At 70.4% G+C, this 26,063-nt stretch carries 24 protein-coding genes; 10 read left to right on the top strand and 14 right to left on the bottom strand.

What is annotated here, in order from left to right:
• Positions 1–169: 169 nt before the first annotated feature.
• The 8 genes from BN3788_RS16290 to BN3788_RS18810 all read left to right on the top strand — a co-directional run bounded on the left by BN3788_RS16290 (position 170) and on the right by BN3788_RS18810 (position 7,654).
• Positions 170–439 carry a hypothetical protein gene (locus BN3788_RS16290; RefSeq protein WP_066588403.1) on the top strand — a complete coding sequence of 90 codons (270 nt, stop codon included), beginning with the start codon at positions 170–172 and terminating at the stop codon, positions 437–439.
• A 15-nt stretch (positions 440–454) separates the two neighbouring features.
• Positions 455–1,048, top strand: coding sequence for a hypothetical protein (locus tag BN3788_RS19405; protein ID WP_147525153.1), 594 nt, complete (start codon positions 455–457; stop codon positions 1,046–1,048).
• Between the two features lie 101 nt (positions 1,049–1,149).
• Positions 1,150–1,665, top strand: coding sequence for a cellulose binding domain-containing protein (locus BN3788_RS16285; protein WP_066588400.1), 516 nt, complete (start codon positions 1,150–1,152; stop codon positions 1,663–1,665).
• Positions 1,666–1,674: 9 nt separating this feature from the next.
• Positions 1,675–2,070: an HNH endonuclease gene (locus BN3788_RS16280; RefSeq protein WP_199824801.1), complete on the top strand. Its 396-nt coding sequence runs from the start codon at positions 1,675–1,677 to the stop codon at positions 2,068–2,070.
• Positions 2,071–2,173: 103 nt separating this feature from the next.
• On the top strand, positions 2,174–3,331 hold the full coding sequence (locus BN3788_RS16275) for a N(5)-(carboxyethyl)ornithine synthase (RefSeq protein WP_066588398.1): 1,158 nt from the start codon (positions 2,174–2,176) through the stop codon (positions 3,329–3,331).
• A gap of 179 nt (positions 3,332–3,510) precedes the next feature.
• On the top strand, positions 3,511–4,509 hold the full coding sequence (locus BN3788_RS16270) for an NAD-dependent epimerase/dehydratase family protein (RefSeq protein ID WP_066588397.1): 999 nt from the start codon (positions 3,511–3,513) through the stop codon (positions 4,507–4,509).
• 161 nt (positions 4,510–4,670) lie between these two features.
• Positions 4,671–5,123: a hypothetical protein gene (locus BN3788_RS16265; protein ID WP_066588395.1), complete on the top strand. Its 453-nt coding sequence runs from the start codon at positions 4,671–4,673 to the stop codon at positions 5,121–5,123.
• A 446-nt stretch (positions 5,124–5,569) separates the two neighbouring features.
• Positions 5,570–7,654 (top strand): ATP-binding protein, encoded by a 2,085-nt coding sequence (locus BN3788_RS18810; protein ID WP_082813009.1) that lies wholly within the window; start codon positions 5,570–5,572, stop codon positions 7,652–7,654.
• Between the two features lie 115 nt (positions 7,655–7,769).
• On the opposite strand, the gene BN3788_RS16255 is transcribed toward BN3788_RS18810, so the two are convergent.
• The 3 genes from BN3788_RS16255 to BN3788_RS16245 form a co-directional block, all read right to left on the bottom strand.
• Positions 7,770–9,149 carry an amidohydrolase family protein gene (locus BN3788_RS16255; RefSeq protein ID WP_066588389.1) on the bottom strand — a complete coding sequence of 460 codons (1,380 nt, stop codon included), beginning with the start codon at positions 9,147–9,149 and terminating at the stop codon, positions 7,770–7,772.
• The gene (locus BN3788_RS16250; protein WP_066588387.1) at positions 9,130–9,420 is read right to left on the bottom strand and encodes an Atu4866 domain-containing protein; all 291 of its coding nucleotides are present in this window, start codon (positions 9,418–9,420) and stop codon (positions 9,130–9,132) included. The genes BN3788_RS16255 and BN3788_RS16250 overlap by 20 nt, the downstream gene beginning before the upstream one ends.
• Before the next feature lie 135 nt (positions 9,421–9,555).
• Positions 9,556–10,410, bottom strand: a complete 855-nt coding sequence (locus tag BN3788_RS16245; RefSeq protein WP_066588384.1) for an MmyB family transcriptional regulator — start codon at positions 10,408–10,410, stop codon at positions 9,556–9,558.
• Between the two features lie 142 nt (positions 10,411–10,552).
• On the opposite strand from BN3788_RS16245, the gene BN3788_RS16240 reads away from it, so the two are divergent.
• Positions 10,553–12,481, top strand: coding sequence for an oxidoreductase (locus BN3788_RS16240; protein WP_066588381.1), 1,929 nt, complete (start codon positions 10,553–10,555; stop codon positions 12,479–12,481).
• Positions 12,482–12,603: 122 nt separating this feature from the next.
• On the opposite strand, the gene BN3788_RS16235 is transcribed toward BN3788_RS16240, so the two are convergent.
• From BN3788_RS16235 to buk, 9 genes are all read right to left on the bottom strand, one after another.
• On the bottom strand, positions 12,604–13,755 hold the full coding sequence (locus tag BN3788_RS16235) for a thiolase family protein (RefSeq protein WP_199824800.1): 1,152 nt from the start codon (positions 13,753–13,755) through the stop codon (positions 12,604–12,606).
• An 8-nt stretch (positions 13,756–13,763) separates the two neighbouring features.
• Positions 13,764–15,656 carry an ATP-binding protein gene (locus tag BN3788_RS16230; protein WP_066588371.1) on the bottom strand — a complete coding sequence of 631 codons (1,893 nt, stop codon included), beginning with the start codon at positions 15,654–15,656 and terminating at the stop codon, positions 13,764–13,766.
• 84 nt (positions 15,657–15,740) lie between these two features.
• Positions 15,741–17,072, bottom strand: coding sequence for an MFS transporter (locus BN3788_RS16225; protein WP_066588369.1), 1,332 nt, complete (start codon positions 17,070–17,072; stop codon positions 15,741–15,743).
• 89 nt (positions 17,073–17,161) lie between these two features.
• Complete coding sequence (locus BN3788_RS16220; protein WP_066589608.1) at positions 17,162–17,818, bottom strand: 3-oxoacid CoA-transferase subunit B; 657 nt, start codon at positions 17,816–17,818, stop codon at positions 17,162–17,164.
• A gap of 11 nt (positions 17,819–17,829) precedes the next feature.
• Positions 17,830–18,486 (bottom strand): CoA transferase subunit A, encoded by a 657-nt coding sequence (locus tag BN3788_RS16215; protein WP_066588367.1) that lies wholly within the window; start codon positions 18,484–18,486, stop codon positions 17,830–17,832.
• Positions 18,483–19,688: an acetyl-CoA C-acyltransferase gene (locus BN3788_RS16210; RefSeq protein ID WP_066588363.1), complete on the bottom strand. Its 1,206-nt coding sequence runs from the start codon at positions 19,686–19,688 to the stop codon at positions 18,483–18,485. Before BN3788_RS16210 ends, BN3788_RS16215 begins: the two co-directional genes overlap by 4 nt.
• 1 nt (position 19,689) lies before the next feature.
• Entirely contained in the window at positions 19,690–20,616 is a 927-nt protein-coding gene (locus BN3788_RS16205) for a phosphate acyltransferase (protein ID WP_066588359.1), read from the bottom strand.
• Between the two features lie 2 nt (positions 20,617–20,618).
• On the bottom strand, positions 20,619–21,482 hold the full coding sequence (locus BN3788_RS16200) for a BKACE family enzyme (RefSeq protein WP_066588356.1): 864 nt from the start codon (positions 21,480–21,482) through the stop codon (positions 20,619–20,621).
• Between the two features lie 62 nt (positions 21,483–21,544).
• Positions 21,545–22,669 (bottom strand): butyrate kinase, encoded by a 1,125-nt coding sequence (buk, locus tag BN3788_RS16195; RefSeq protein ID WP_066588354.1) that lies wholly within the window; start codon positions 22,667–22,669, stop codon positions 21,545–21,547.
• 89 nt (positions 22,670–22,758) lie between these two features.
• On the opposite strand from buk, the gene BN3788_RS16190 reads away from it, so the two are divergent.
• A complete protein-coding gene (locus BN3788_RS16190) occupies positions 22,759–23,622 on the top strand; it encodes a LysR family transcriptional regulator (RefSeq protein WP_066588351.1) in 864 nt (287 codons plus the stop codon).
• A gap of 55 nt (positions 23,623–23,677) precedes the next feature.
• Here BN3788_RS16190 and BN3788_RS16185 read toward each other — a convergent pair whose 3' ends face one another.
• A complete protein-coding gene (locus BN3788_RS16185) occupies positions 23,678–24,589 on the bottom strand; it encodes an enoyl-CoA hydratase/isomerase family protein (protein WP_082813007.1) in 912 nt (303 codons plus the stop codon).
• A 261-nt stretch (positions 24,590–24,850) separates the two neighbouring features.
• The gene (locus BN3788_RS16180; RefSeq protein WP_147525152.1) at positions 24,851–26,056 is read right to left on the bottom strand and encodes a sensor histidine kinase; all 1,206 of its coding nucleotides are present in this window, start codon (positions 26,054–26,056) and stop codon (positions 24,851–24,853) included.
• Positions 26,057–26,063: the final 7 nt, after the last annotated feature.

Here is a 26,063-nt window from a genome sequence, read left to right as displayed (position 1 = left end):
GCCCCGGGCCGGCTCGATCGTATCGATCCGTCCTGGCGGCCCAGCGGGACGTCGGTCAGCGGCGGTGGCGCCAGGGCCGGGCTGTCCGGTGTCGCACTCGGCGCAGCGGGTGTCCGATAGGACTGAGCGCCGCCGCAGCGATGGCGGCCCGAGGCCGCGGGGGGATGCCATGTCTGCGTGGGACGAGAGCCAGTGGATCGACTACGACGCCGAGATCATCAACGTGTTCAGCTCGGGGACCCACGCGTGGATCGAGTACCGGTACTCGATCTGGTACGTGGGGTGGCGTCGGCTGCGCGTGGACGACCAGCACCAGCTCGTGCAGCTGCTGGGGGTGGCGACGGCCGCGAAGGCGAACCGGTGGGCGGTCCGCCTCCGGGCGACGCTGCGCAGCGGGCCTGGCGGCCTCGCGGAGATCACCGCCATCCAGACGAAGTGACGGGAGGGCTCGACCATGACTGAGCCACTGGTGGGAGCGCCGTTCGACGCCCCTGTGGACGAGTCGTTGGGCGACGCTCGCGCCCGTCCCGGCGATCCAAGTCGGGGCACGGGCGGCGCCGGGGAAGCCGAGCAGCCCGTCGGGGCGCGCGTCGAAGCTGCGGGCCACGACGAGCCGGCCGTCCCGGGAGGGCCGTTCGAGCGCGCTGACGAGGCTGTCGCCCCCTGGGGCGCCGATCCCGCGGATGAGCACGACGGAACCGACCGCGCTCTTCCGGACGGGGATGCGGGCTCCTCCCGCGCGGGAGGGCAAGAAGGCTCCGAGGGTTCGGACGGCGCGCCACTGGGCGCAGACGTCCGCCCTGACGAGGAGGGCGACCCACGCGCCCACCCCGACGCCGGACCGCTCACCGGAGGCGAGGCTGTCGAGCCACTCGGCCACAGCCCCTCGGGCGACGCGCCTGATCCGCGCGCCCACCCGCCCGGGCTCACGCGCGCGGACGGCGACGAGCCACGACCGTTCGGGGCCCGGGGGCTGGGCCAGGACGGCGACGACCGGCGGGCGGCTCCCCCGGCGCGGGAGGGGGGCCGATCGGGCCGCCGTGGCTGAAGTGATTCATCAGGTGACGCCGCCCCGGGCTCTGCTCGACAGTTGCGTGGCGCTCGACAGTTGCGTGGCGGCCCTGGGCGGCGCCGAGGTGTACAAGGCACTTGGCGCCGGCCAGCTCCGAATGGCGCGCGCCCCTGCGACAGAGCATCCAGAATCTCCTGCTGGGCACGGCCGACGCGCCCGGCGCGATCCGCATCTCGAGCTGGGCGCAGGGCCAGCTCTCGGAGTGGCGCGACTGGCAGACGCCGACGACACCGCCAGCCGGCGCCTGCTCCGCGACGGTGACCGTCAGCCAGTGGAATGGCGGATTCGTCGCGGCGGTGCGGGTGACCGCGGGGGCCGCCGCGATCAACCGCTGGAACGTCGGCCTGACGCTGCCGCCCGGCGCCACGATCACGAACTCGTGGAGCGTGACCCGCAGCGCGAGCAGCGGGCCGGTGCAGCTCACGAACGTGGCCTACAACGGCTCGCAGGCCGCCGGGCAGGCCACGGAGTTCGGCTCCAGGCCACTGGCTCCGCGGGAGCCCTCTTCGCGACCTGCGCCACCGGCTGAGCGGCCGCCACGCCCAGCACATCGGCCCAGGCACCTCCCGAGCACCGCAGACTGGGGGACGTAGCCTGGGCCGATGGCCGTCATCCGAAGCCGCAAGGCCAGGGCGGCCCGCAAGCGCAAGCGCCGCATGGACAACGTCGAGCACGACCTCAGCGGTGAGCAGTGGACGGCGCTCCAGGAGCTCTGGGGCGGCTGTGCCTACTGCGGCGCCACGGACAAGCCGCTCCAACGTGACTGCGTGCTGCCGATCTCCCGCGGCGGGCGCTACACGCTGGACAACATCGCACCGGCATGTCGTTCGTGCAACGCCAGCAAGTGCAATGACGAGGTCACCGCGTGGCTGCGGCGCAAGCGGCTCGACGAGCGGGCATTCCTCGTGCGCCACCTGGAGATCCAGACCGCGCTCGCGGGGCAGTTCCCCGCCGAGCCGGATCCCGCCTCCGCCTCGGCGCCCGTCGACCCGGCCTAGCGCCGCGCCGCCACGGTCCCGCGCGCGGCGGCCCCGGGAGTGCCCCCGACCCGATGCCGTACTGTCGAGGCGCGGACCACGTGGTCCGCACGAGGGAGCCACGATGACCGCCAGGTCCGGCGCTATCCACCTCGGAGTGCCGGCCACGTCCCGCAAGCAGGACGAGCGCCGGCTCCCGATCCACCCCGAGCATCTCGAGCGGATCGACCCCGGCCTCCGCGCCCGCATCATCCTCGAGCACGGCTACGGCGCCGCCTTCGGGGCCACCGACGACCACCTGCGCAGCCTGGTGGGCGACGTGTGCTCGCGCGACGAGCTGCTGGCGCGCTCCGACGTCGTATTGCTGCCCAAGCCGCAGGCGGCCGACCTCGCCGAGCTGCGCGAGGGCCAGGTGCTGTGGGGCTGGCCGCACTGCGTGCAAGACGCCGCGCTGACCCAGGTGGCCGTGGACCGGCGGCTCACGCTGATCGCCTTCGAGGCCATGAACCACTGGGGCCACGACGGCGGATTCGGGCTGCACGTGTTCCACAAGAACAACGAGCTCGCGGGGTACTGCTCGGTGCTGCACGCCCTCGAGCTGAACGGGGCGACCGGCGACTACGGGCGGCGACTGCGCGCAGTGGTGATCGGCTTCGGCGCGACCGCGCGCGGTGCGGTGACGGCGCTCAACGCGCACGGCGTGCACGACGTCCATGTCCTCACGCAGCGGGGCGTCGCGGCCGTCGGGTCCCCGATCCACTCGGTGCGCATCTCGCAGCTCGACCATGACGAGGTCGCGCCGTTCGTGAGCCACGTCCTCACCGAGACCGGGCGCGAGCCGCTCGCGCCGTTCCTCGCGACGTTCGACATCGTCGTCAACTGCACACTGCAGGATCCCGCCGCCCCGCTCACCTACCTCAGCGAGGCCCAGCTGGGCGGGTTCCGACCGGGCAGCCTGGTCGTGGACGTCTCGTGCGACGAGGGCATGGGGTTCACGTGGGCGCGCACCACCACGTTCGCGTCGCCGACGTTCGATGTCGGGGACCGCGTGCACTACTACGGGGTCGACCACAGCCCGACCTACCTGTGGGCGTCGGCCACCTGGGAGATCAGCGAGGCGCTGCTCCCCTTCCTGCCCACGGTCATGGCGGGCCCCGCGGCGTGGGACCAGGACCAGACGATCGGCCGGGCCATCGAGGTGCGGGACGGGTCCGTGGTCAACCCGGCGATCCTCGACTTCCAGGGCCGGGCCGCGCAGTACCCGCACGTCCGCGCGGCTTAGGGCGGGTGCGGCACCGCTCCGCAAGTGGCTCCCGGCCGCGAGCCCGTTCGCAGGACCTAGGGCCTGACCTGCGCAGGACCTAGGCCCTCATCGGCCTCGGACGCCCCCGAACAGACTGGTCACGGCGGCACGGGCCGTCACGGCGCCGGGGGCGCCGGAGCACTGTAGGGAGCCACATCATGGACTCGGTCCTCGTCATCGGAGGCACCGGCCTCCTCGGTTACCACACCACGCTCGAGCTGCTGCGGCGGGGCTACGCCGTGACGTCGCTGGCTCTGCCGCCCATGCCCGTCGAGGACCTGTTCCCCGCCGAGGTGGAGAACGTCCTGGCCGATGTCAGCGCGCTGTCCGACGACGAGCTCGGGACGCTCCTCGCGGGACGGCACGCGGTGGTCTACGCCGCGGGCGCCGATGAGCGCGTCACCCCGGACGCCCCGTCCGCCCACTTCTTCTACGAGGCGAACGTGCGCCCCGTGCAGCGGGTGGCGCGGCTCGCGCGGGCCGCCGGGGTCAAGAAGTTCGTGCTGTTCAACTCCTACACCGCCGAGTTCGCCGAGCAGTGGCCGGACCTGGGCTACCGGACCCACAACGGCTACCCGCGCACGCGGCTCGCGCAGGAGGAGATCGCGTACCTCGAGGGCGACGGGGCGATGGACGTGATGTCGCTGCGCCTGCCGTACATCTTCGGCACGATGCCCGGCCGCACACCGCTGTGGCAGATGTTCATCGACCTGATCCGCGCGCAGCCGGGCTTCGTGGGCGTCGGCGCGGGCTCGACGTCGTCGGTGACCGTCGACCAGGTCGCCCAGGCGGCCGTGGGCGCCATCGAGCACGGCGAGCACGGGGGCAGGTACCCGATCAACGGCTACAACCTGACGTACGTCGAGTTCCACCGCACCATCTGCGAGCTGATCGGCCGCAACCCCGACGAGGTCGGCGTGGTGCCGCTCGAGGTGATGTTGCCGGTGGCCGCCCAGCACGACGCCGCAGCTGCGGCGGCGGGCAAGGAGCATGGGATCCACGTGAGCGACTCCACGCGGTTCAACGCCCGCGACGCCGTGTCCGACCCGGCGCTCAGCCAGCCCGCGCTGCGGTACGCCGACGCCGACGTGCCGGCCGCGATCGTCGAGACGATCCAGGCCTGCCTCGACATCGAGGCACGAGCCGCCACGGCCTGACCGCAGTCCGGCGATCCCGCCCGCGCGGGATCGCCGGCGCCGCGCCTCCGCCAGGACCGGCACGGTTGCCGCGGGGCGATGTCGCGTGTCGACTGACGGCGACGTCAGGTCACGCCCCACGCCGACGCGGCCAAGGCCTCGCGCTTCCTAGCGTCGGTGGCATGACTCCAGACATCGCAACCCAGAACCCCACTCGCGCCTCGCAGCGGCACTTCGGCATCCCGCTGCTCACCATGGTCGGGCTCGCGGCCCTGGTCCTCCCCCGGGTGGTCCTCCACGACCTCCAGCTGATCGACGGCGGGTTCGCCCTGGCGAACTGGCCGCTGGCCCTCATCCCCATCGCGGCCTGGATCTTCGTGACCCTCCGTGTCCGCTCGCCACGCCCGTTCCTGACGGTCCTGACAATCGGGATCATGAGCGGCCTGCTGATGGCGGTCACCCACCAACTCCTCTGGGACTCGGCGTTCGAGGGCGCCCTCCCGGTTGTCGGCGGCTCGACTCTCATCCCGCGGTTCGCGGCCATGGTGAGCGGCACCGTCACAGGCGCGGCGATCGGCGCCATCAGCGGCCTCATCACCCGGGCCCTGGCCAGCGCTCGGAGGGACGCCGGCTGAGCCGGGCACGAGCCTTCCCACCTCGCCACCCAGCCCATTCCGGACTACCGGGCTGGGCTCGACAGCGTGACGTAATCGCGGCGGGCGCGACGAGTCCGGCGCCTGGACAGCGGCTGCGGGATTCTGCGCCTCACACCAACGGAACCTGCCATCTCCCTTTGCGTCAGCCGTGGACTCGAACTCCACAACCCTCGCCAGCGCGCGTAGGCCAAAGCGCGGTCGGCCGCGCTGCGAGGGCTAAGCCGTGTCGAGCCGCACACAGAGATTCACGAGCGTCGGGACGTGCAGCAAATGCACGACGTCGACCGGAACTCCTCACCATCGCAGCGGAAACCGGCGCGAGCACCGACCCGCCTTGTGCGAACCCGACCGCGCAAACCTTGCCCCTACGCCGACGCACGCCAGTAGGCTGACGAAGGCCGAATAGGACAGACCGAGGAGGAACCGTGGAGAGTGTCAACGACGAGGCCACGTTCACGTTCAGTTGGCTCGCGCTCAAACTGCTCGGACGCGGACTTTACTCCAATCCATGGAGCGCGTTATCTGAACTCGTTGCAAATGGACTCGACGCCGGAGCGCGGAACGTATACGTCTATATCGACGTTAGGGACAAATCCAAAGCAATCGTCGAGGTGATCGACGACGGGTCAGGGATGAGCCGTGCGGACATCTCAAACTACGTGAAGGTTGGCTTCAACAAACGCGAACACGCAAGGATGGGCGGGAACACGAGCGCTAGCACAGTTAAAGGGCGCAAAGGCATCGGAAAGCTCGCAGCCTTGTTCTTGTCTCGCCGGTTCTATCTACAGACGCGACACCTGGAGGGCGGCTCAAGCTCTTGGGAACTCGACGCTCGCGAGGGGGTGGTCAGTGACAGCGAGAGCCCCAAACTCACGGCAAGCGCCACGACACCAGCGACCGAAAATGATGACCTCTGGCTCTCCCTAAAGTCTGGCACCCGCCTACTAATGTTGGATGTTGACCTTACGGGATACGGCCCACAGTCTATGAGTTCTCTAGGCTCACGTCTGGCAAACCAGTTTCTACTACCCTCGAATACGTTGCCGCAGATACTTCTATGGGTACGCACAGCCAATTCGAAGCCTGGCTATCAGGCTGTTGAGAAGAGCGTAGCTTACGGCAACCTTGTAGAGATAGCGCGACATTTCCCAGACACCACGGTCAGGCCACCGGAACTTTCAAGCACCTCCGCCTCGGTACAGGTACCAGCACGCGGGCTACCCGGCGGGCTATACGAGTGCGGGCAATCGCTAAGCGGTTTTCCTTCAGACCCGCCCGATGATGAGGCGTGGAGCGAGATTGCGCAACTCGTTGATCGGTCAAACCAGACGTACGACGAGGTTAAATACACCCTCACTGGATGGATCGGAGTACACGCCACCATTGAGAACGAGGACGCCAAGCGGAACGACCCGCGCTTCACAAAGAACAAGTACTACAATCCCGCCCAGATTCGCGTGTACGTTCGGGGTAAACTCGCGAGCGACCGACTACTCACCCAGTTGGGCATCACTGGAACATACGCAAACTACATCGAGGGCGAGATTTCCTTCGACTTGCTGGACGACGATTCATTGCCGGACATAGCGACCTCAAACCGACAGGACTTCGACGAAACCGACGGTCGAATCACACTCCTAAAGGCCCTCGTTCGGCCAATTGTGCGGGCATTGATCCAACGAAGAACCGCCCTGGCAGCGAAGATATCGGCTGAGGTCTCCGAGGAAAAGGCACGCCAAGGGTCAGTAGCGAAGCGCCACTTTTCGGACCAACTCCAACAGGACCTTGCGCACCATCCGGAGATACCCGAGGCGACCAGGGATGAACTCCAAGTGGTGATAACGAACAAAATCCAGGGAGACCTGCCTGTCAAACAAGATTTTCGGGTGTTCATATCGCACGCGAGCGCCGACAAGGCCTTTGCGCAATTCATCGATGAAGTGTTACGTGCTCGCGGCGCGACTTTGGACGAGATCTTCTTTACGTCACGCATCGGGGCCATCGAGCAATCGCTCGACGAACGATCGTTGAGTAGCGTAATTAAAGAGAGCATTACAAGCTCGAACACGCTAATCTTCTACATGACCAGCAAGAACTTCCTTAAGAGCGAGTTCTGCTTGTTTGAGGGGGGCGCAGGATGGGCCACCCGCTCAGTGAGCGAGTATCTCAAACTGAATATGGATTTCGCGTCCATCCCAAGGTTCCTGACGAACGGCAAGTCAGAAGTGACGCTGCTCGGATCGACGAATACTATCGAACTGACCGCTTCTCTGCACAACTACATCATCGAAGGCGTTCTGAACCCCATGATACGCCACCTCAACCGAGGCCGAGAGATCGCTGGCGCTTCGCCAATCGAACTATTCGAGCGGAAGGACGTCCCGTCGCAGGTTGAGTTGAGCCGCCTCAAAAAGACCTTGTCTGACTACTATGACAAGGATATCGTCGAGCACTGGCGTGTCCTCGTGGAAAAGGACCTCACAAACTACCTGTCGACCTACTTGAGCTGAAATCACTAGTTATTGCTGGGCTCTGAGCACGAGCGCTTATCGCCCCACTACTAGCGGAGGTGTGTGGGCGGCAACGGAGGTCCGGTCGAGCCGGGGCCCGACCGGACGCACGCCGTCAGCCGACTCGTCGGACGATGCGGTCGCGGGAGGCCTCGACGTCCTCGACGAGCGCGTCGAGGTCGACGCCGACGAGCCGACCGGCCCACTTGCGGGGGATCCCGTCGACGAGCACGGCCTCGACGTCCCCTGCGGCAGCCCCGAGCACGAGGGCGCCGATCGCGTCGTTCAGCGGCATCATGCTGATCGACTGGGCGTTGACCAGCAGGAGATCGGCGCGCTTGCCGGGCTCGATCGAGCCCGTGAGGTCGCCGAGCCCGAGGGTGCGTGCCCCCTGGAGCGTGGCGAAGTCGAGCACGTCACGCGTGGTGATGCGCTGGGCGGGGGCGCCCATCGAGCTCTCGACGGCCCGCATGCGCTGGATCGCCAGGAGCGTGCGCATCTGCGTGAACATGTCGCCGGAGAGCGCCACCTCGACGTCGATGCTCAGCCCTGGCCGGATGCCCGCGGCCAGCGCCTCGTCGATGGCCGGGACGCCCGACTCGAGGCCGATCTGCGGCTCGGACGTCGGGGCCAGCGACACCGTGGCCCCGAGGTCCCCCATGGCCTTCCACGCGTCGTCGCTCAGCCCGGTGGCGTGGATCAGGGTCACGGACGGACCGAGTAGGCCGTCACGGGCCCAGTCCAGGATGGCGGCCGACGAGGCGTCCCCGAAGACGGCGTCGATGCTGACCCCGATGTCGAGGCTCCGCGCCACAGCGCCGAGCGCGGACCCGTACGCCAGGCGCTGCCCGGCGATCTCGTCCGTGGCCAACGCCGCCAGCCGCACCGTGAGCCGGCCGCCCTCGCTGCCCTGGTACCGGGAGACGACCCGCTCCAGGTCGCCGGGCCACTGCTCGTCCCAGTCGCCGAAGTGCGGGGCCATGGACGCGTGGACCCCGCGGATGCCGCTGTCGGCGAGCGCCTGGATCGCGGCGTCGGTGTGGGCGGCGCTGCGGGAGTTGTGCGAGAAGTCGAGCAGCGTGGTGATGCCGCAGTCGATCGCGCTGAGCGCCGCCAGCCGCGTCCCGACGAGCATGTCCTCAGGCGTGTAGGCCGGGGCGGTACGGGCCAGCGTCGTGGTGACGTAGGACATCAGGTCGGTGACGTCGGGGATGCTGCGGCGCATCTGCGCCTGCCAGGCGTGGCGGTGCGTGTCGACGAAGCCGGGCGCGATGATCCGGCCGCGGGCGTCGACCCTCAGCGCCTCGCCGACGAGGCCGGCTAGTTCGGGCCGCCGTCGCAGGTCCTCTCCGACGGCGACGATGGCGCCGTCGTGCACCAGCACGTCACCGCGCTCGAGGTCGGGGACGGTCGCTGAGCCGGTGATCACGGCGCCGCCGGTGAAGAGGAGCGTGGGAGTCGGCGCCCCGGTGAGGTCAGGAAGCGGTGCCGGCATGGCGGGTCCCCTCGTCGGTGGTCGTGGTGAGGTCCGACTGCCGGCGCAGCACCATGCCGGCGTGGTGCAGCACGCCGTCGATGAAGTCGCCGTCGGCGGTGAACCCCGTGTCGTCCAGGTACTCGATGTGGTCGCCCTCGATCCAGTACTGGCCCCGGTAGGCGTGCTCGCGGTCGCCGCGCGCCTCGTCGTAGCGGCCGTCCGGAAGCAACCGGTGGCGGATGTGCCCGTCGTCGGTCGACCAGAGGCCTGGATAGGGATGTGCGGTCATGTCCGTTCCTTCGCTGGTGGTGGGCTAGGTCGTGCCCCTCCACTGTCACCGAGCCCCGGCCGGCGATGAAGGCCGCCCCGTGACTAGGAGCGCCGCACCCTGGTGACCGGACCGCCCTCGGCCTGCCTGTAGCCGCTACGAGGCGGACGAGCGGGCATCCGCCCACCCGGGGGCGCCCGAGGCGGCGATCGTGCCGAGCAGGCTGAGCGCGTCGGCGCTGCGGCTGGCCGGCTCAGCCTGGTAGCACAGCAGCTGCTGCCCGGGCGCGGCCGCGACGTCGAAGGTGTGCATCGAGAGCGTCATCTCCCCCACGGCGGGATGGACGAACCGCTTGGTCTCGAGCCGCTTGCCGCGAGCGCGGTTCTCGGTCCACAGGCGGGCGAAGTCGGGGCTCGTCACCAGCAGCCTGTCGCCGACCGCGCGGATCCGGGGATGGTCCGGTGACCGGCCCTCCGCCAGCCGGTATCCCGCGACGGCGTTCGCGGCTGCCGCCTCCCAGTCGGCATAGAAGCTGCGGGAGTCCGGGTCCAGGAACACCTTCTCCATCAGGTTGCGGCTCACGGGGAAGCCGCCGAACAGGGCGTTGCCGAGCCGGTTCCCCGCGATCACGTCGTAGGCGGAGTTGATGACGAGGGCGGGCGTCCCGGTCCAGGAGTCCATGAGGCGGAGCAGCTCGGGGTCGACGCGCTCGGCGAAGCGGTCCGCCCGCGGGCGCGGCGCGAGCCCGGCAAGCCGGTAGAGGTGCCCGCGTCCGTCGTCGTCCAAGTCGAGGGCTGCGGCGAGGGCGTCGAGGACCTGCCCGGACGGACCGCTCTCCCGGCCCTGCTCGAGGCGGATGTAGTAGTCGACGCTCATGTCGGCGAGCATCGCCACCTCTTCGCGGCGCAGGCCGGGGACGCGTCGCCGCTCGCCGCTGCGCAGGCCCACGCTCGCGGGCGTCGTGGCGTCGCGTCGCGCACGCAGGAAATCGGCGAGGGTCGGCGCTGTCATGGCAGCAACCTACGGCGATCCCCGTGCGGAAGGGAGGGTGCGGCACACCCAGTCACGCCGCACGGACGAAGGTCCGGCCTGGCCTGGGCGTACGCCGAGCACGATGAGGAGCATCACGTCCCCGTTCGCAAAGGCGCACACGATGTCTGACTTCCCGCGGCTCCTCGAGCCGGCCCGCTGGGGCTCCCTCGAGTTGCCGAACCGCATGTTCATGCCCCCGATGGGCACGCACACCACCCACCCCGACGGCACCATCTCCGACGTGGGGCTGGCCTACTGGCTGGCCCGGGCGCGGGGCGGCGTCGGCCTGCTGATCACCGAGTCCATCCAGACGCAGACGGTCTCGGAGATCGCCAACCCGTCGGTGATCTCGATCTCGGCGGACCACCAGGTGGCGCCTCTGCGCGACGCGGTGGCGCAGGTGCACAAGGCGGGCGCACTCATCGCCGCCAACCTCACCCCGGGCATGGGCCGGGTCATGCCCGTGGGGCCCGACGGCGGCCCGTCGTTCTCCGCGTCGGACAACACGATCCTGGCGGACCCGTCGCAGCGCTGCCGCGAGTTGAGCCTTGACCAGATCGGGGCGATCCTCGAGCAGTTCCGCGCCGCGGTGCGCCGCACGCTGGAATGCGGGTTCGACGCGATCGACTTGCACGCCCACACCGGCTACCTCACCGACCAGTTCATGTCCTCGACGTGGAACCGCCGCACCGACGAGTACGGCGGCAGCCTGGAGAATCGCCTGCGGTTCCCCACGGACATGATGCGGATCGTGCGCGAGGAGGCGGGCGACGCGTTCCCGCTGTCCATGCGCATCACCGTCAGGCACCAGTTCCCGGGCGGCCGCGAGGTCGAGGAGTCCCGCCAGATGGCCCGGATCCTGCAGGACGCGGGCCTGGACGTGCTGCTGGTCGACGCCGGCTCCTACGAGGCCGTCGACTGGTCGTTCCCGTCGTACTACATGGGCGACGGCGTCTACCTGCCCGACGCGGCCGCCGTGAAGCCCGACCTCGACATCCCCGTCGCGGTCTGCGGCAACCTCACGCCGGAACTCGGCGAGCAGGCGCTGCGGGACGGCATCGCCGACTTCATCGGCTTCGGCCGCATGCTCATCGCCGACCCGGACCTGCCCGCGAAGGTGCGCGCCGGCCGCGCGTCCACGGTGCGGCCCTGCATCCGCTGCAACGAGCTGTGCATCGGGAACGTCGTGCGCGGCTGCGGCGTCGAGTGCGCGGTGAACCCACAGGCCGGCCATGAGGCCGACCGGGTGCTGCTGCCGGCGCCCACGCGGCGCAGGGTCGCCGTCGTCGGGGCCGGCCCCGCCGGGCTCGAGGCCGCCCGGGTGGCCGCCGTCCGCGGCCACGACGTCGACGTGTACGAGCGCACCGACGCCATCGGCGGGGTGCTCGAGCCCGCCGCGACGCCCGACTTCAAGCGCGAGCTGCACCGGATGATCGACTGGTGGCGTGGCGAGCTCGACGAGCTGGGCGTGCGCGTCCACCTCGAGCGCGAGCTCGGCCCCGACTCCCCCGAGATCCTGGAGGCGGACGCCGTCGTGGTCGGCTCCGGCTCGACGCCCATGGCGCCCGGCATCCCCGGCATCGACTCCCCGGGCGTCGTCGACGTGCTCGCCTTCCACCGCGGGGCGCCCGTGGGCAAGCGCGTGGTGGTGTGCGGCGGCGGCCTCTCCGGCGTGGACTCCGCGCTCGAGCTCGCCCGCGACGGCCACCAGGTGACGGTCGTCGAGATGGCCGAGGCGATCGCTCCCACGATGGTCGTCTACAACCGGGTCGCCCTGCTGCGCCAGCTCGCCGAGCAGGGCGTGCGGCTCCTCACCGGCCACGTGGTCACTGCTGTCGAGCCGGGCGCCGTGCAGGTCAAGGGACCGGACGGCGACGAGCGCATCGAGGCGGACACCGTCATCACCGCGTTCGGGGTGCGCTCGAACACAGCCCTCGCCGACGCGTTGGCCGGCCGGGTCGCCGAGCTGCACGTCGTCGGCGACGCGGTGCAGCCCGCGAAGGTCGCCGAGGCCGTGCACACGGGCTTCCAGGCGGGCCTGGCGATCTGACGTGATCACCGCGGCGCGAGCCGCCGAATGACGACGAGGCCCGGGCCGATCGGTCCGGGCCTCGTCGTCATGGGCACGTGCGGGCCGCACACCCGAGGCGGGTCGCGCCGGCTGCCATGCCCCTACAGCCGCTCGAACACCCCCGCGGCGCCCATCCCGCCGCCCACGCACATGGTGACCAGCGCATGCGTCGCGTCGGTCCGCTCGAGCTCGGCCAGAGCCTTGCAGGTGAGGACCCCGCCCGTGGCGCCCAGCGGGTGGCCCAGCGCGAGCGCGCCGCCGTTCGGGTTGACCACCTCCGGGTCCAGGTCCAGCTCGCGGACCACCGCGAGCGCCTGCGAGGCGAACGCCTCGTTGAGCTCGATCACGTCCATCTGGGTGGTCCGCAGGCCGATCTGGTCGAGGGCCTTGGGGATCGCGTGGACGGGCCCCATGCCCATGTACGCGGGGTCGAGGCCGGCCACCGCGAACCCCGTCATCTGCGCGATGGGGCGGATGCCGAGCGCCGCGGCGCGCTCCGCGGACATGACCACGGCGAAGGCCGCGCCGTCGCTGCGTTGTGACGATGTGGCCGCGGTGAGGAGCCCGTCCTCGGCGAAGGCGGGCCGCAGCCCGGCGAGGGACTCCAGGTTCGTGGTGGGGCGGATGCCCTCGTCAGTGGTCAGCTCGAACGCGGAGCCGTCCGGGCGGCGCCCGGTGACCGGCACGATCTGCTCGGCGAAGCGGCCGTCGGCGACCGCGGCGGCGGCGCGCGCGTGGCTCTGCACGGCGAGCGCGTCGAGCTCGGCACGGGACTGCCGGTAGCGCGCGGCGACGTTCTCGCCCGTCTCCCCCATCGACATGTAGGCGTCGGTGTTCTCCACGAGCCACGGGTTGGCGTACTGGGGCGCGTCGCTCAGCACGGGCGTGGTCATGTGCTCGACGCCGCCGGCCACGATGACGTCGGCCATGCCGGAGCGGACCAGGGCCGTCGCGTGGGCGATGGCCTGCAGCCCGGACGAGCAGAACCGGTTGACGGTGGAGCCGGACACCGTGTGCGGCAGCCCGGCCCGCAGCACGATGTGGCGCGCGGCGTTGAGGCCCATGGTGGTCTCGGGGATGGCGCAGCCGACGGCCACGTCGTCGATGTCCGCCGGGTCGAGCCCCTCGACCCGCTCGATCACGGCGCGCAGCACCTCGGCGCCGAAGTCCACGGGGTGCACCGCGGCGAGGCTGCCCTTGCCGGCCTTCGCGATGGCGGACCGGCCGTAGCCGACGATGACGGCGTCTCTCATGGTGCTTCTCATTCCTGTTCTGCGGAGGCGGAGGCGGGTGCGGGTGCGAGGGCCGGCGCGCGCAGGTGGCCCGCCAGCAGGTCTTCGCTGCGGGCCAGGAAGGCCAGCAGGTCGTCGGAGGTGAGCTCGTCCTGCCCGAGTAGCGCGAGGTCGACGAGGTGCTCGGCGACCAGCGCCGCGCGTGCCGGGTCAGCGGCGGCGAGCCCGCCGACGAGCGGGCTGGCGAGGTTCACCAGCAGCGTGCGCGGCGCGGCGGGGCCGTCGCCCAGGCGCCCGGTGACCAGGCTGTTCATCTGGCGGAGCTCGTCCATGCGGCGCTGCACCTCGTCGACGGTGAGCAGCACCGACAGCTCCGGGGCCAGCAGGCGCAGGGCGGTGACCGTCGCCTGGGGCAGTCGCCGCTGGGCGACCTCCTCGAACAGCGCGACGACGCGCGCGGCGGCCGCCCGGTCGTCGGCCTGCGACTCGGCCTGCGACTCGACCTGCGACCCGGTGGCGAGCACCCGGGCGACGTCCGCGTCGAGCCGCATGAAGACGATGTCCTTGGTCACGAGCTCGAGCCGCTGCATCATCGCGGAGTCGATGACGTGGTCGAGCACGAGCGCGGGGACGCCCGCGGAGCGGAAGGCGCTGACGTAGGGGGCCTGCCCGATGGGGTCGGACGTGTAGAAGACCGTCCCGGTGAACCGCTCCGTCACGCGGTCGAGGTACTCCCCGACGGTGACGCGCTGCCCGGTGAGCGTCGTGAACAGCACCTTGCGGGTCATCACGGAGGCGAAGACGCGGTCGGTGAGCACCCCGTACTTCACGAAGGGGGCGAGCTCGTCCCACTGCGCCTCGTACCGCGCGCGATCGCCGGTGAACAGGTCGTGCAGGGCGATCGCCAGCTCTTGGCTCAGGCACTCGCTCACCAGGGCGGGCACGTCGTCATCGCCGGAGCCCGAGCGCACCTGGGCGCGGGACACGACCAGCGGCAGCCTGTCGCACTCGAGGACGAGGTGCTGGAGCCCGACGAACTTGGGGATCATCCCCGCGGGAGCCTCGATCCGCACGCCGCGGCTGAGCACGCTCGCGCGCCCGTCGATGGCCTCGGCGCCGCCGGCCGTGTCCCGGTAGAACACGACGCCGCGCAGGCCCAGGTCGACGGACTCCACGCGGACCCATCCCACGGGGTCGGCGGGCTCGTCGAAGTGCGCGCGGTAGAAGGCCCGCATCTCCTCGTCGGCGACGAGCTCGGCGGGGCGTCGCCACACCGGGCTGGCGTCCCCGACGACCGCCTCCAGCCCGGGGCCGCGCACCAGGATCGTCACGTGCGGGAACGGGAAGAACTTCTCCAGTGCCGCCACGACGCGCTGCGGGTCGGCGAGGTACGGGGACGCGGGCCCCGCGCGCAGGACGACGGCAGTGCCCGTGGCCGCGCGCTCGCCCGCGTCGATCCGCCACGTCATGTCGGCTTTGCCGGTCCAGCGCACCGCCGGGGCGCCGCTGGCGGGCCGGGAGTGGATCTCCACGGTGTCCGCGAGCATGAAGGCCGAGTAGAAGCCCACGCCGAAGTGGCCGATGGTGACCGCCTCGCCCTGGTTCTCGGCGACGAACTGCTGCGTGCCGGACAGGGCGATCTGGTTGATGTACCTGTCGACCTCGTCGCGGTCCATCCCGATCCCGTCGTCCTCGACGGTGATCGTCCCCGCCTCGGGGTCGATGCCCACGACCACCGTGCCCGCGATGTCGGCCCCGGCCGCCCGGCGCTTGGCGATGGCGTCGGCGGCGTTCGCGACGAGCTCGCGGAAGACGATGTCGCTCTCCTCGTAGAGGGACTCCTTGAGGATCGTGAAGAGGTTGCCGCCGTCCACCGCGAGGGTTCCGGTCTGCGCGGCGAGGGTGGTGGTGTGGGAGGTCATGGGTGCTCCTCTTGCTGGGGCGCTCGCCGGCGGCCGCGAGGGGCCGCCGGCGAGCGGGTGGTGCTGTGGTCGGACCAGGTGCGGTCAGACCGCGGCGGCCTCGACGGCCACGTCGGTCTCCAGCTCGTCCTGCGAGATCGGGGCGGGCTTGACCAGGAAGAACAAGATGAACGTGAGGACGCCGATGCCCAGCAGCAGGCTGTAGGCGCCGGTGTAGCCGCCCAGGTTCGCGATGCCGAAGGCGAGGATCGCGAACGAGCACGAGCGCAGGCAGCCCTGCAGGGGCTGGATGACGCCGAAGGCGCCCACGAAGTCGCTCCGCTTGAACTTGTCCGCCACGATCGACGTGGTCAGGCTCGTGGCGCCGCCGAAGCTGAAGCCGATCATGATCAGCGAGATCCACAGCGTGACGGGGTTCAGCGCGAAGAAGGTGTTGATCAGGATCGCCGTCATCCACCAGCTCGTGTAGACGAGCAGGATGTTGCGCGAGCTGAACCGCTGGCCGAGCCAGCCCCAGATGAACGCGCCGGGGACGCCGATGAACGCCGCGATCGACAGGTTCGTGATGGCCTGGCCCTGCTCGATGCCCATGGCGATCTGCCGCGGCACCATCTGCGAGAGCATGCCGGTGAGCATGATGTAGACGCCGCCGGAGCCCAGGGCGATGAGCCACACGTCCTTCATCTTCAGGAGCTGGCGCGTGCTGAAGGACGGGCGGGCCGTGGTGACGGACGTGCGGGACGCCTCGATCTGCTCGGGGGTCATCGGCAGGTTGTCCGGCGTCCTGCCGTACTGCTCCGGGTAGTCCCGCACGAAGAAGTAGACGATCGGGATCATCACGAACATGATCGCGGCCATGAACCAGAAGCCGCCCTTGACCCCGAACAGGCCCAGCGCCCACGCGAGGATCGGGACGAACATGGCCGTCGACATGGTCTGGCCCATGGTGACGAAGCCCAGCGCGAGGTTCTTCTTCCGCGGGAACCAGTTGCTGATGAGGTTGAGCCCGCCGACATAGCCGAAGCCCGAGCCGAAGAAGTTCACCAGGAAGAACATCGCGAAGAAGCCTGGGATCGTGCCGCCGAGCACGCCGATGAGGCCGAACGCGAGACCGCAGACGAGCAGCGAGGCGAGGATGTTGAGCCTCGCGCCCTTGCGCTCGCAGGTCTTGGCGACGACGTAGCCGCCGAGGACGCCGCCGAGGGCCGCGGGGGTGGCCCAGGCGAGGAGTGTGTTGTTGTCGATGCCGTACTCAGCCGACAGCGTCGGGGTGATGACGTTCAGGCCGTGCACCTGGGCGCCGGCGGCGAGCCAGATGAGCAGGCCCTCGATGCCGATGATCGACCAGTGCCGCGCTCCGAAACTCAGTGACGTGTCCCGCGAGGGCGGGGCCTTCGTCGCAGGGGCTACTGACATGGGGGATTCCCTTTCCACTTCGTTGTAGAGGCGTTGGCGTTGTCTGCGGGATGGGGGTCCCGGCGCTGGGTTGCCCGAGGGCGGGCTGGTCACACCATCGAGACCAGTGGCTCAGCCACCCGGAAGGGGGCGGCGGTGGCGGCTCTGACGTCGTCGACTGACACGTCGGGGTTGATCTCCACGAGGGCCAAGCCCGCGTCTCCCACGTCGAAGACGCCCAGCTCGGTGACGATCAGGTCGACGCAGGCGACGGCCGTGAGCGGCAGCGTGCAGCGCCGCAGGATCTTGGGGGCGCCGCGCTGGGTGTGCTCCATCGCCACGATCACGCGGCGGGCGCCGACCACCAGGTCCATCGCGCCGCCCATCCCCGGGACCATCTTCCCGGGGATGATCCAGTTGGCGAGGTTGCCCTCGGCGTCCACCTGCAGGGCCCCGAGCACCGTGGCGTCGACGTGCCCGCCGCGGATGAGGCCGAAGGAGGTCGCCGAGTCGATGTACGCGCCGCCGATGTTGAGGGACGCGGGCTGCCCGCCGGCGTCCACGACGTACCGCTTGTCGTCGTCGGTCGCGGGCGCGGGCCCGGCGCCGACCATCCCGACCTCGGCCTGCAAGGTCACCCGCACCCCGGCCGGGAGGTGGTCCGGGACGAGCGTCGGCAGCCCGATGCCCAGGTTCACGAAGTCGCCGTCGCGCAGCTCGCGGGCCACGCGGCGCGCGATGAACTCCTTGAGGGCGGTGCGGTCCATGGTCGTGACGCTCACAGCGCGCCCCCTTCGACGATGTGGTCGACGAGCACGCCGGGGGTGACGACGTCCTCTGGCGGGATGTCGCCCAGCCCCACGAGGTGGTCGGCCTCGACGATGACCAGGTCTGCCGCCGTCGCCATGACGGGGTTGAAGTTGCGCGCGTCGCCGCGGTACCAGACGTTGCCCACCGGGTCGACGCGGTACCCGTTGATGAGGGCGACGTCCGCGCGGAGCGGGGCCTCCAGGAGGTACTGGCGCCCGTCCACCTCGACCACGGGCTTGCCCTCGGCCACCGGCGTCCCGAGGCCGGTGGGCGTGAGCACCCCGCCCAGTCCGGCTCCCCCGGAGCGGATCCGCTCGGCGAGCGTGCCCTGCGGCACCAGCTCGACCTCCAGGCCGCCGGAGTTCATGAGCAGGGCGACTTGCGGGTTGAGCCCCACATGGGAGGCGATGAGCTTGCGCAGCCGCCCGTGCTCGACGAGCTTCGCGAGGCCGTACCCGGGCATCGAGGCGTCGTTGGCGATGAGCGTCAGGTCGCCGACGCCGGAGTCGACCATGGCCTGCACCAGGTGGTGCGCGTTGCCGCAGCCCATGAACCCGCCGATCATCACCGTCATGCCGTCGTGGAGCAGCGCGACCGCGCCCTCCCGCGAGATCTGCTTGGTCATCGCCCGGCCCCACAGGCCTCGAGCAGCAGCGCGTCGCCCTGCCCGGTGCCGCCGCACAGCGCCACCGCGCCGCGCCCCGCGCCGCGCCGCGCCAGCTCATGGGCAAGGTGCACGACGAGGCGCGCACCGGACTGCCCGGGCGGGTGGCCGAGGGCGATCGCGCCGCCGTGCACGTTGCCCTTCTCGAGCGGCACGCCGAGCTGCCGGACGGCGTGCACCGCCACGGCGGCGAAGGCCTCGTTGACCTCGAGCAGGTCCAGGTCCCGTGGCGTCCAGCCCTCGAGGTCGAGCGCGCGCAGGATCGCGTTCCCGGGCTGCGGGGCCAGCGCGGGCGAGGGCCCGGCGACCTGCGCGTGCGCCCGCACCGTCGCGAGCACGTCCCAGCCGCGCGCCGCGGCGACCCCCCGGGTGGTGAGCACCACCGCGGCGCCCCCGTCGTTGATCGTGGACGAGTTGCCGGCGGTCAGCGTGCCGTCGGGCGCGAACGCGGGGCGCAGCCGCGCCAACGCCTCCACGGTGGTGTCCGGGCGGATGCCCTCGTCGGTGTCGACCACCGTGTCCCCCCGGCGGCCCACGACCACCACGGGGGCGATCTCGGCGTCGAAGACCCCATCGGCCCATGCCTGGGCGGCGAGCCGGTGGGAGCGGGCCGCGATCGCGTCCTGCTCCTCGCGGCTCGCGGGGTGCTCGGCGGTACGGCGCTCGGTGTCCAGGCCCATCGCCTCGTGGCTCCACGCGTCGGACAGCCCGTCGTTGGCCATCGAGTCGACGGCCGTCACGTCCCCGAAGGTCCAGCCGGCGCGCGATCCCATCAGCAGATGGGGCGCCTGGCTCATGGACTCCATGCCACCGGCCACCACCACGTCGGCGTCGGCGCACCGGATCCTGCGGACGGCGTCGATGATCGCGGTGAGGCCGCTCAGGCAGACGGTGTTCACCGTGACGGCAGGCACGTCCCAGCCGAGCCCGGCGGCGATCGCCGCCTGCCGGGCGGGCGCCTGGCCGAGCCCGGCCTGGAGCACGTGGCCCATGACCACGGCGTCGACCTCGTCCGGCTCGACGCGGCCCCGCGCGAGGGCCGCGCGGATGGCCACGGCGCCGAGCTCCACGGCGGAGACCGAGGCGAGCGCGCCCTTGAGGCGTCCGTTCGGGGTGCGGGCGGCGCCGACGACGACCACGTCGTCGGGTGCGGGCAGGGTCATGTCACGACTCCGATGTCGGGAGGGGGCCGGCAGCCGCGAGGATGCTGCACAGCAGGAGGGAGGCGAGCTTCTCGGCCATCGAGGCGCTGCGGGACGTGAGCCCCACCGGCGCCCGGGCGCCCACCAGGCAGCCGGCGAGGACGTTGCGCTCGTCGGCGTTCCAGATCTTGCTCATGATGTTCCCCGCGACCATCTGGGGAACCAGGAGCATGTCGACGTCGCCGCTGTGCGGGCTGTCATAGCCCTTGATGGCGGCCGACGCGGCACTCGTGGCCAGGTCGTACGAGATGGGCCCGAGCACGACCGCGTCCCCGAACTCGCCGGCCGCGGACATGTCCGCGAGCGCCCGCGCGTCGAGGGTCTCGGGCATCTTCTCGGACACCGTCTCGCTCGCGCAGAGGGCCGCGACCACGGGCCGGGCGACCCCGAGCCTGCGCAGCGTCGCGACGCCGACCTCGACGATCCGCTTCTTGTCCGCGAGCGAGGGGTGCGGGATGACGGCGCTGTCGCTCATCCCCAGCAACTTCGGGTAGCCGGCGATCTGCATGAGCCCGAAGTGGGTGATGAACCCGTGGTCGTTGAGCCCGGTGGCCTTGTGGAGGATCGGGCGCAGCAGGTCAGGCGTCTGCATCCTGCCCTTGAGGATGAAGTCGGCCTGTCCCGCCCGCACGAGCTCCACGGCGATGGCGGCCGGGTTCTGGTCGGCCGGGCAGTCGACGATCTGGTGCTCGGACGCGGGGTTGAGCGCCTCGACCTTCGCGCGGACCTCGTCGGCGGGCCCGATGAGGACAGGCGACACGAAGCCCTCCCCCGCCGCCGCGAAGACGGCTTCGAGGGCGTGGTCGTCGGCGGCCCCCGCCACCGCGCACCGCTGCGCGGGCAGGGTGGCGAGGGCGTGGGCCTTGAGCTCGGCGAAGGTCGTGAACATGCTCAGCGGGCCTGCTGGTCGCGCAGCGCGGGCCGCGGCAGCGAGAGGATCTGGCGGGCCTCGTCGGGGGTGGCGACCTCCTTGCCGAACTCGCGGATGACCCGCACGGCCCGCTCGGTGAGCGACACGTTGGTGGCCTTGACGCCCCGCGAGTAGTACACGTTGTCCTCGAGGCCCACCCGCACATGCCCGCCGAGCGCGAGCGTGGCGTACATGATCTTGAGGTGGTCGCGGCCGATGCCGAAAGCCGACCAGGTGGAGTCCGCGGGCAGCAGGCCCTTGAGGTAGACGAGGTTCTCCACCGTCGCGCTCATGGCGCCCAGCACGCCGAGGACGAACTGGAAGTGGAACGGCGCCTCGAGTCGCCCCTGCTTCGCGTAGTAGGCGACGTTGCCGATCATCCCCGTGTCGAAGATCTCGTACTCGGGCTTGATGCCGAGCGACTTCGTCAGCCGGCCCAGCTCGTCGAGGAACGCGGGCCCGTTGTCGAAGATGCCGTCGGGCGTCCAGTTGAACGAGCCGGCGTCGAACGTCGCGATCTCCGGCAGCACGTACGGCAGGTGCGCGAGGCGCTCGGCGTAGCCCGCGCGGTTGTCGCCCGCGGTGGTGCAGTTGACGACGACGTCGCAGTCGGGGTGGTTCGTCGCGAGCAGGTCGAGGGTGCGCTTGAAGCGCTCCTTGTCCATCGTCCCCAGGCCCTCGTCGTCGCGCATGTGGAAGTGCACGACCGAGGCGCCCGCCTGCCACACGCGGTACGCGTCCTCGGAGATCTCCTCCGGGGTCATGGGGATGTTCTCGTTGACGGCCTTGGGGGTGACGGCGCCGGTGAGCGCTGCGGTCAGGACGACCTTGTCGCTGATGTCCACGGGGATTCCTTCAGTGTGAGTTCGAGTAGCGCGATGAGTGGGGGTGGGAGCGCGCCGGCGCGCTAGGCCAGGAAGGTCGGGCGCGCCACGAGCTCCTCGATGGAGCTGTAGCCCGGCGGGTACACGTCGTAGGGGTGCAGGTCCTCCTCGCCGCGCAGCACCCGCAGCCCCCCGGCGGCCAGCGCCTCGGCCTCCTGCTCGCCCGGTAGGACGGTGACGCCGGCGATCCAGGAGACGAGGTCGCGGACCCAGCCGGTGAACATCTCGGAGTGGGCGATCCCGCCGGTGAGGATGACCTGGTCGACCTGCCCGGCCCGGATCACGGAGAGCTGACCGATGCCCTTGGCCACGCCGTACGCCATCGCGCGGTAGACCAGCTCGGCCTCGGCGTCCCCCGCGGCGATGCGGGCCTCGACCTCGCGGACGTCGTTCGTGCCGAGGTGCGCGGCGAGTCCCGAGCGCCCGGCGAGGAACATCCGCAGCTCGGAGTGCGACATGCCCGACGTGTGCACGAAGTCGGCCAGCAGCCGGGTGGGGATGGCGCCCGCCCGCGTCGGGGACATCGGTCCGCCGTCGTCGTAGATCCAGTCCGCGACGCGGCCGTGGTCGTGGAACGCCATCGTCACGCCGCCACCGAGGTGGACGATGACCAGGTTGAGGTCCGCGTAGGAGCGTCCGATCGACGCGGCGTACGTGTGGCCCGCCGCCTTCGGGTTGAGCAGGTGGTAGACGGGCAGGTTGACGATGCCGGGGACGCCGGTGACCTTGGCGATCGGGTCCACCGAGTCCACGCATGTCGGGTCGTAGACGATCACCGGGACGCCCGTGCCCTCGACCAGGTCGCGGCCGATCAGGCAGGACAGGGTCGAGGCGTGCTGCGCCGCGGGGGCGTGCGTCAGCGAGGCGACCATGAGGTCGTTGACCTCGTACGCCCCGTCGTGGCGGACATGCTGGATCGTGCCCGCACGGGCCACCACCAGGTCCATCGTCCCGGGATCGAGGTCGTGGGCGGCGAGAAACTCTCGGACCTGGGCAGTGCGGTACCCGGTCTGGTCGAGCACCTTCGGCATCGTCGCCAAATCGGCCAGTGGGACGTCCAGGGAGGTCTTCGCCAGCAGGACGTCGTCGTCAAAGGCGGCGACCTTCGTCGACGTGGACCCGCAGTTGATGGTGAGGATCCGGCTCATCGGGGGAACCTTCCGGCAGATGTGGCGGCGCGCGGCGCGCTGCCGGGGACAGAGCTGACCCGGCATCGCGGGAGAGCAAGGAGCAAGTGATGGACCTGATGGCCCTGCGGTACTTCCAGTTCGTCGCGATCTACCGGAACTTCAGCCGCGCGGCGGAGCACTTCTACATCGGCCAGCCCGCGCTGAGCCGGCAGATCGCCAGCCTGGAGAGGTCGCTCGGCGTCCAGCTCTTCGTCCGGGACACCCGCAACGTGAGCCTCACCGACGCCGGCAACCTGCTGTTCGAGCACTGCGACCTGCTGCTGCGCCACCACGAGAACGTCCGCCAGCTCATGGAGGCCGCCAAGTCGGGGGCCGTCGGACAGCTCGGCATCGCCACCGTCGCGAACTTCGGGCCGGCGTTCGCGCCGGTCGCGAAGAAGTTCGCCGCCGCCTACCCGAACGTCAACACGCGCATCGACGACATCCCGTTCGACGACCTGTGCGACAGCATCGTGCACGGCGTCTACGACCTCGCGATCACGCTCGACTTCGGCGTCCCGCACAACGACCTGATCGTGCAGAGGACCATCAGCACCGACCACTTCGTGGTGGTGATGAGCCACGACTACCCGTACACGGGACCCGACCCGATGCCCGTCGCCGAGCTCGCGCGGCTGCCGCTGATCGTGCCGCGTCACGTCGACCCCCCGGTCTTGGCCAAGCTGCGGGCGGCGGGCCAGGCGACCTCGGTGGAGCTCGTCCCGAACACCCACACGGCTGTGCTGCGGGTGGACCTGGGCTCCGGGGTGACAATCGTCCCCAAAGTCATGATCGACTCCTCCCACCGCGACTTCCGTTTCCGCGTGTTCGAGCTGGCCGACGCCGACACGAGGTTCGACATCGTCGGTATTTACCGGAAGGACAACGAGCAGCAGACGCTCGCCAACTTCCTGACAATGATCAGCCAATGAATGTGGCCCGATTCGGGACCCGGGGGCGGTGGCAGGACCGCCCCCGAGCCACGGGTCAGTTGGCCTCGCGAGCCCGCTTGGCGATCGCCTCGACGTCCACGTCCGCCGGCAGGGCGACATTGCCCTTGTAATCCGGCTTGATGCCGATGTAGTCGTTCATCGACTGCATGTTCGAGTGCTCGTGCGAGTCGCAGTACATTCCGAAGCACTCGGTGCCGAACGTCATGTCCAGGTCGTCGACGATGCGCTGCTTCCAGCCGCGGCGCATGACCTGCGTGGCGAGCCGCCGCGTGAAGCGGTTCTGCGCCATGAGGATGTCGGCGATCTCGTACGCGCGGTCCATGAGGCGCTCACGCGGCACCAGCTCGGAGACGAGCCCGAACTGCAGCGCCTGCTCGGCGGTCATCTTGTCGCCGGTGAGCAGGTACCAGACGGCCTGGCGGTACGGCATGAGCTGGAAGAAGCACGAGTGGATGCCGTCGCCGGGCACGTTCCCGACCAGCATGTGCGGGTCGAGGATCGTGATGTCGTCAGCGGCGATCGCGAGGTCGCAGCACAGCGCGAGCTCGGTGTGCCCGCCCGAGCCGCTCAGCACGCCGAGCGTCGGGACCTCGACGTCCTGGATCTGCGCGATCAGCATCCGGCGGCCGTCGACGAACATGTGGTCGTAGCGCGTGTTGACCGTGTCGTTGCCCTCGGGGAGCCAGCTCTCCTTCTCGAAGTCCGTGACCCAGACGTCGCCGGTGCCCGTGAAGATGATCATCTCCGTCGAGCGGTCGGTGCCGAGCATCCGCCACATCTTGCCGATCGCGTCGTGGAGCTCCATGGACCAGATGAACGGGCCGTCATTCACGTGCATGCGCACGGTGACGACTCCGTCCTCGCGCTGGTCCATGACGAAGTGCTCCTTGAACATCTCCTTGATCTGGGCGAAGTTCGGCCAGTTCACGAAATTGGTGTTAGGCATCTGCCGGGTTCCTCTCGAATCGATCCGGACGTCTGCGGTGACATCCACTTCGCGATCAGGCTGTTCTGCCCGATTCGACCGCCCCGCCGTCGGGGCGCCCGGACCCGAGATATGCCCGGCCTGATCTGCTGGCTCGAATCTAGGAACCGCGCAATGGCATGAGGAAATGCCGAAAGCGCATGAGTCGGCGCCTCGATCCCGAGCGCGGCCGGAATGCCGGGTGACGATCTGGGACCGACGCGCCCCGCAGGCGGTGGGGCCTCAGCGCGCCGGGAAGGTCGCGACGACCAGCAACCCTCCGGCAGATCGCGCCTCGAGCACGAGGTCCCCTTGGAACCGGGTGACGATCGCGGAGACGATCGACAGGCCCAGCCCATGGCCGCGCGTCGACGAGGCCGAGGGGCGTCGTCCCGCGCGGGCGAAGGGCTCCGCCAGCGCCGCCACGGCGTCGGCCTCGAGGCGGGGGCCGCTGTTCTCCACGCGCACGCTGGCGCCCAGGCCTGGCCCGGCGGGTCCCGTGGTGACGCTGGCGAACCCCCCGGGCGCGTTGTGGCGGATCGCGTTCTGCAGGAGGTTGGTGAGGAGCTGGCGCGCCAGGACGGGCTCCCCGTCGATCAGTGCGGGTCCGAGGTCGAGGGTGACCGTGATCCCCTTCGCGGCGGCCTCGTGGGCGCAGGCCTGCGCGACCTCCGCAGCCACCTGTGCGAGGTCGACCTGCTCGGCCTTCGCGGTCGACGTCTCGATCTGGGCGAGGTCGAGCAGCGCCTCGGCTGTCTCGATGCTCCGCTCGTTCATGGCCCTGAGCCGGCCGAGCAACGCCCGGTCGACGCCCGTGTCGGGCTGCGCGTCCGCGGCGGCCGGTTGCTGCGCGATCGCGACGTCCAGCATCGCCCTCGTGGTGGCGAGCGGTGTGAGCAACTCGTGGGAGGCGTTCGAGGCGAACCTGGTCGACGCGGCGAATGAGCGTTCGAGTTGGGCGAGCATGTCGTCGAAGTCCGCGGCCAACTCGGAGATCTCGTCGCGGGGCCCGGTCATTCTGATGCGGTGCCGCAGATCCCCGCGCGCTGCTTGGCGGACGGCGCCGCTGATGTGCTTCAGCGGCTTGAGCATCCGCCCGGCGACGACCCAGCCCACCGCGACGCCGATGACCGCCAGCACGAGGAGCACCACGACGGACGCGATGAGGAGCACGTTCAGGAGCTGGTCGGTCGACGTGACGACCAGCTCGTTCGCCGGTGTCGCGATCGCCGCCGCCGTCGGCTCCACACCGTCGGGAACCGGCTCCGTCACGCTGGGCGGGGCCGTCAACGCGGGTGTCGACGATGTCGCCGAGACGAGGTCGTAGGTGGGCACGACGCGCATGAAGAGGTTGACGATGGCCAGCATGACGACACCGGCGCCGGTGAGCAGCGCCGCGCAGGTCAGCGCGAGCCGCGTGCGCACCGTCGCCCGGTAGCGGCGCGTCACCGGCGCC

It is taken from the genome of Cellulomonas timonensis, from assembly GCF_900046455.1.
In the GTDB taxonomy this organism is placed as follows: Bacteria; Actinomycetota; Actinomycetes; order Actinomycetales; family Cellulomonadaceae; genus Cellulomonas_A; species Cellulomonas_A timonensis.
This window is presented reverse-complemented; position numbering and strand designations above follow the sequence as displayed.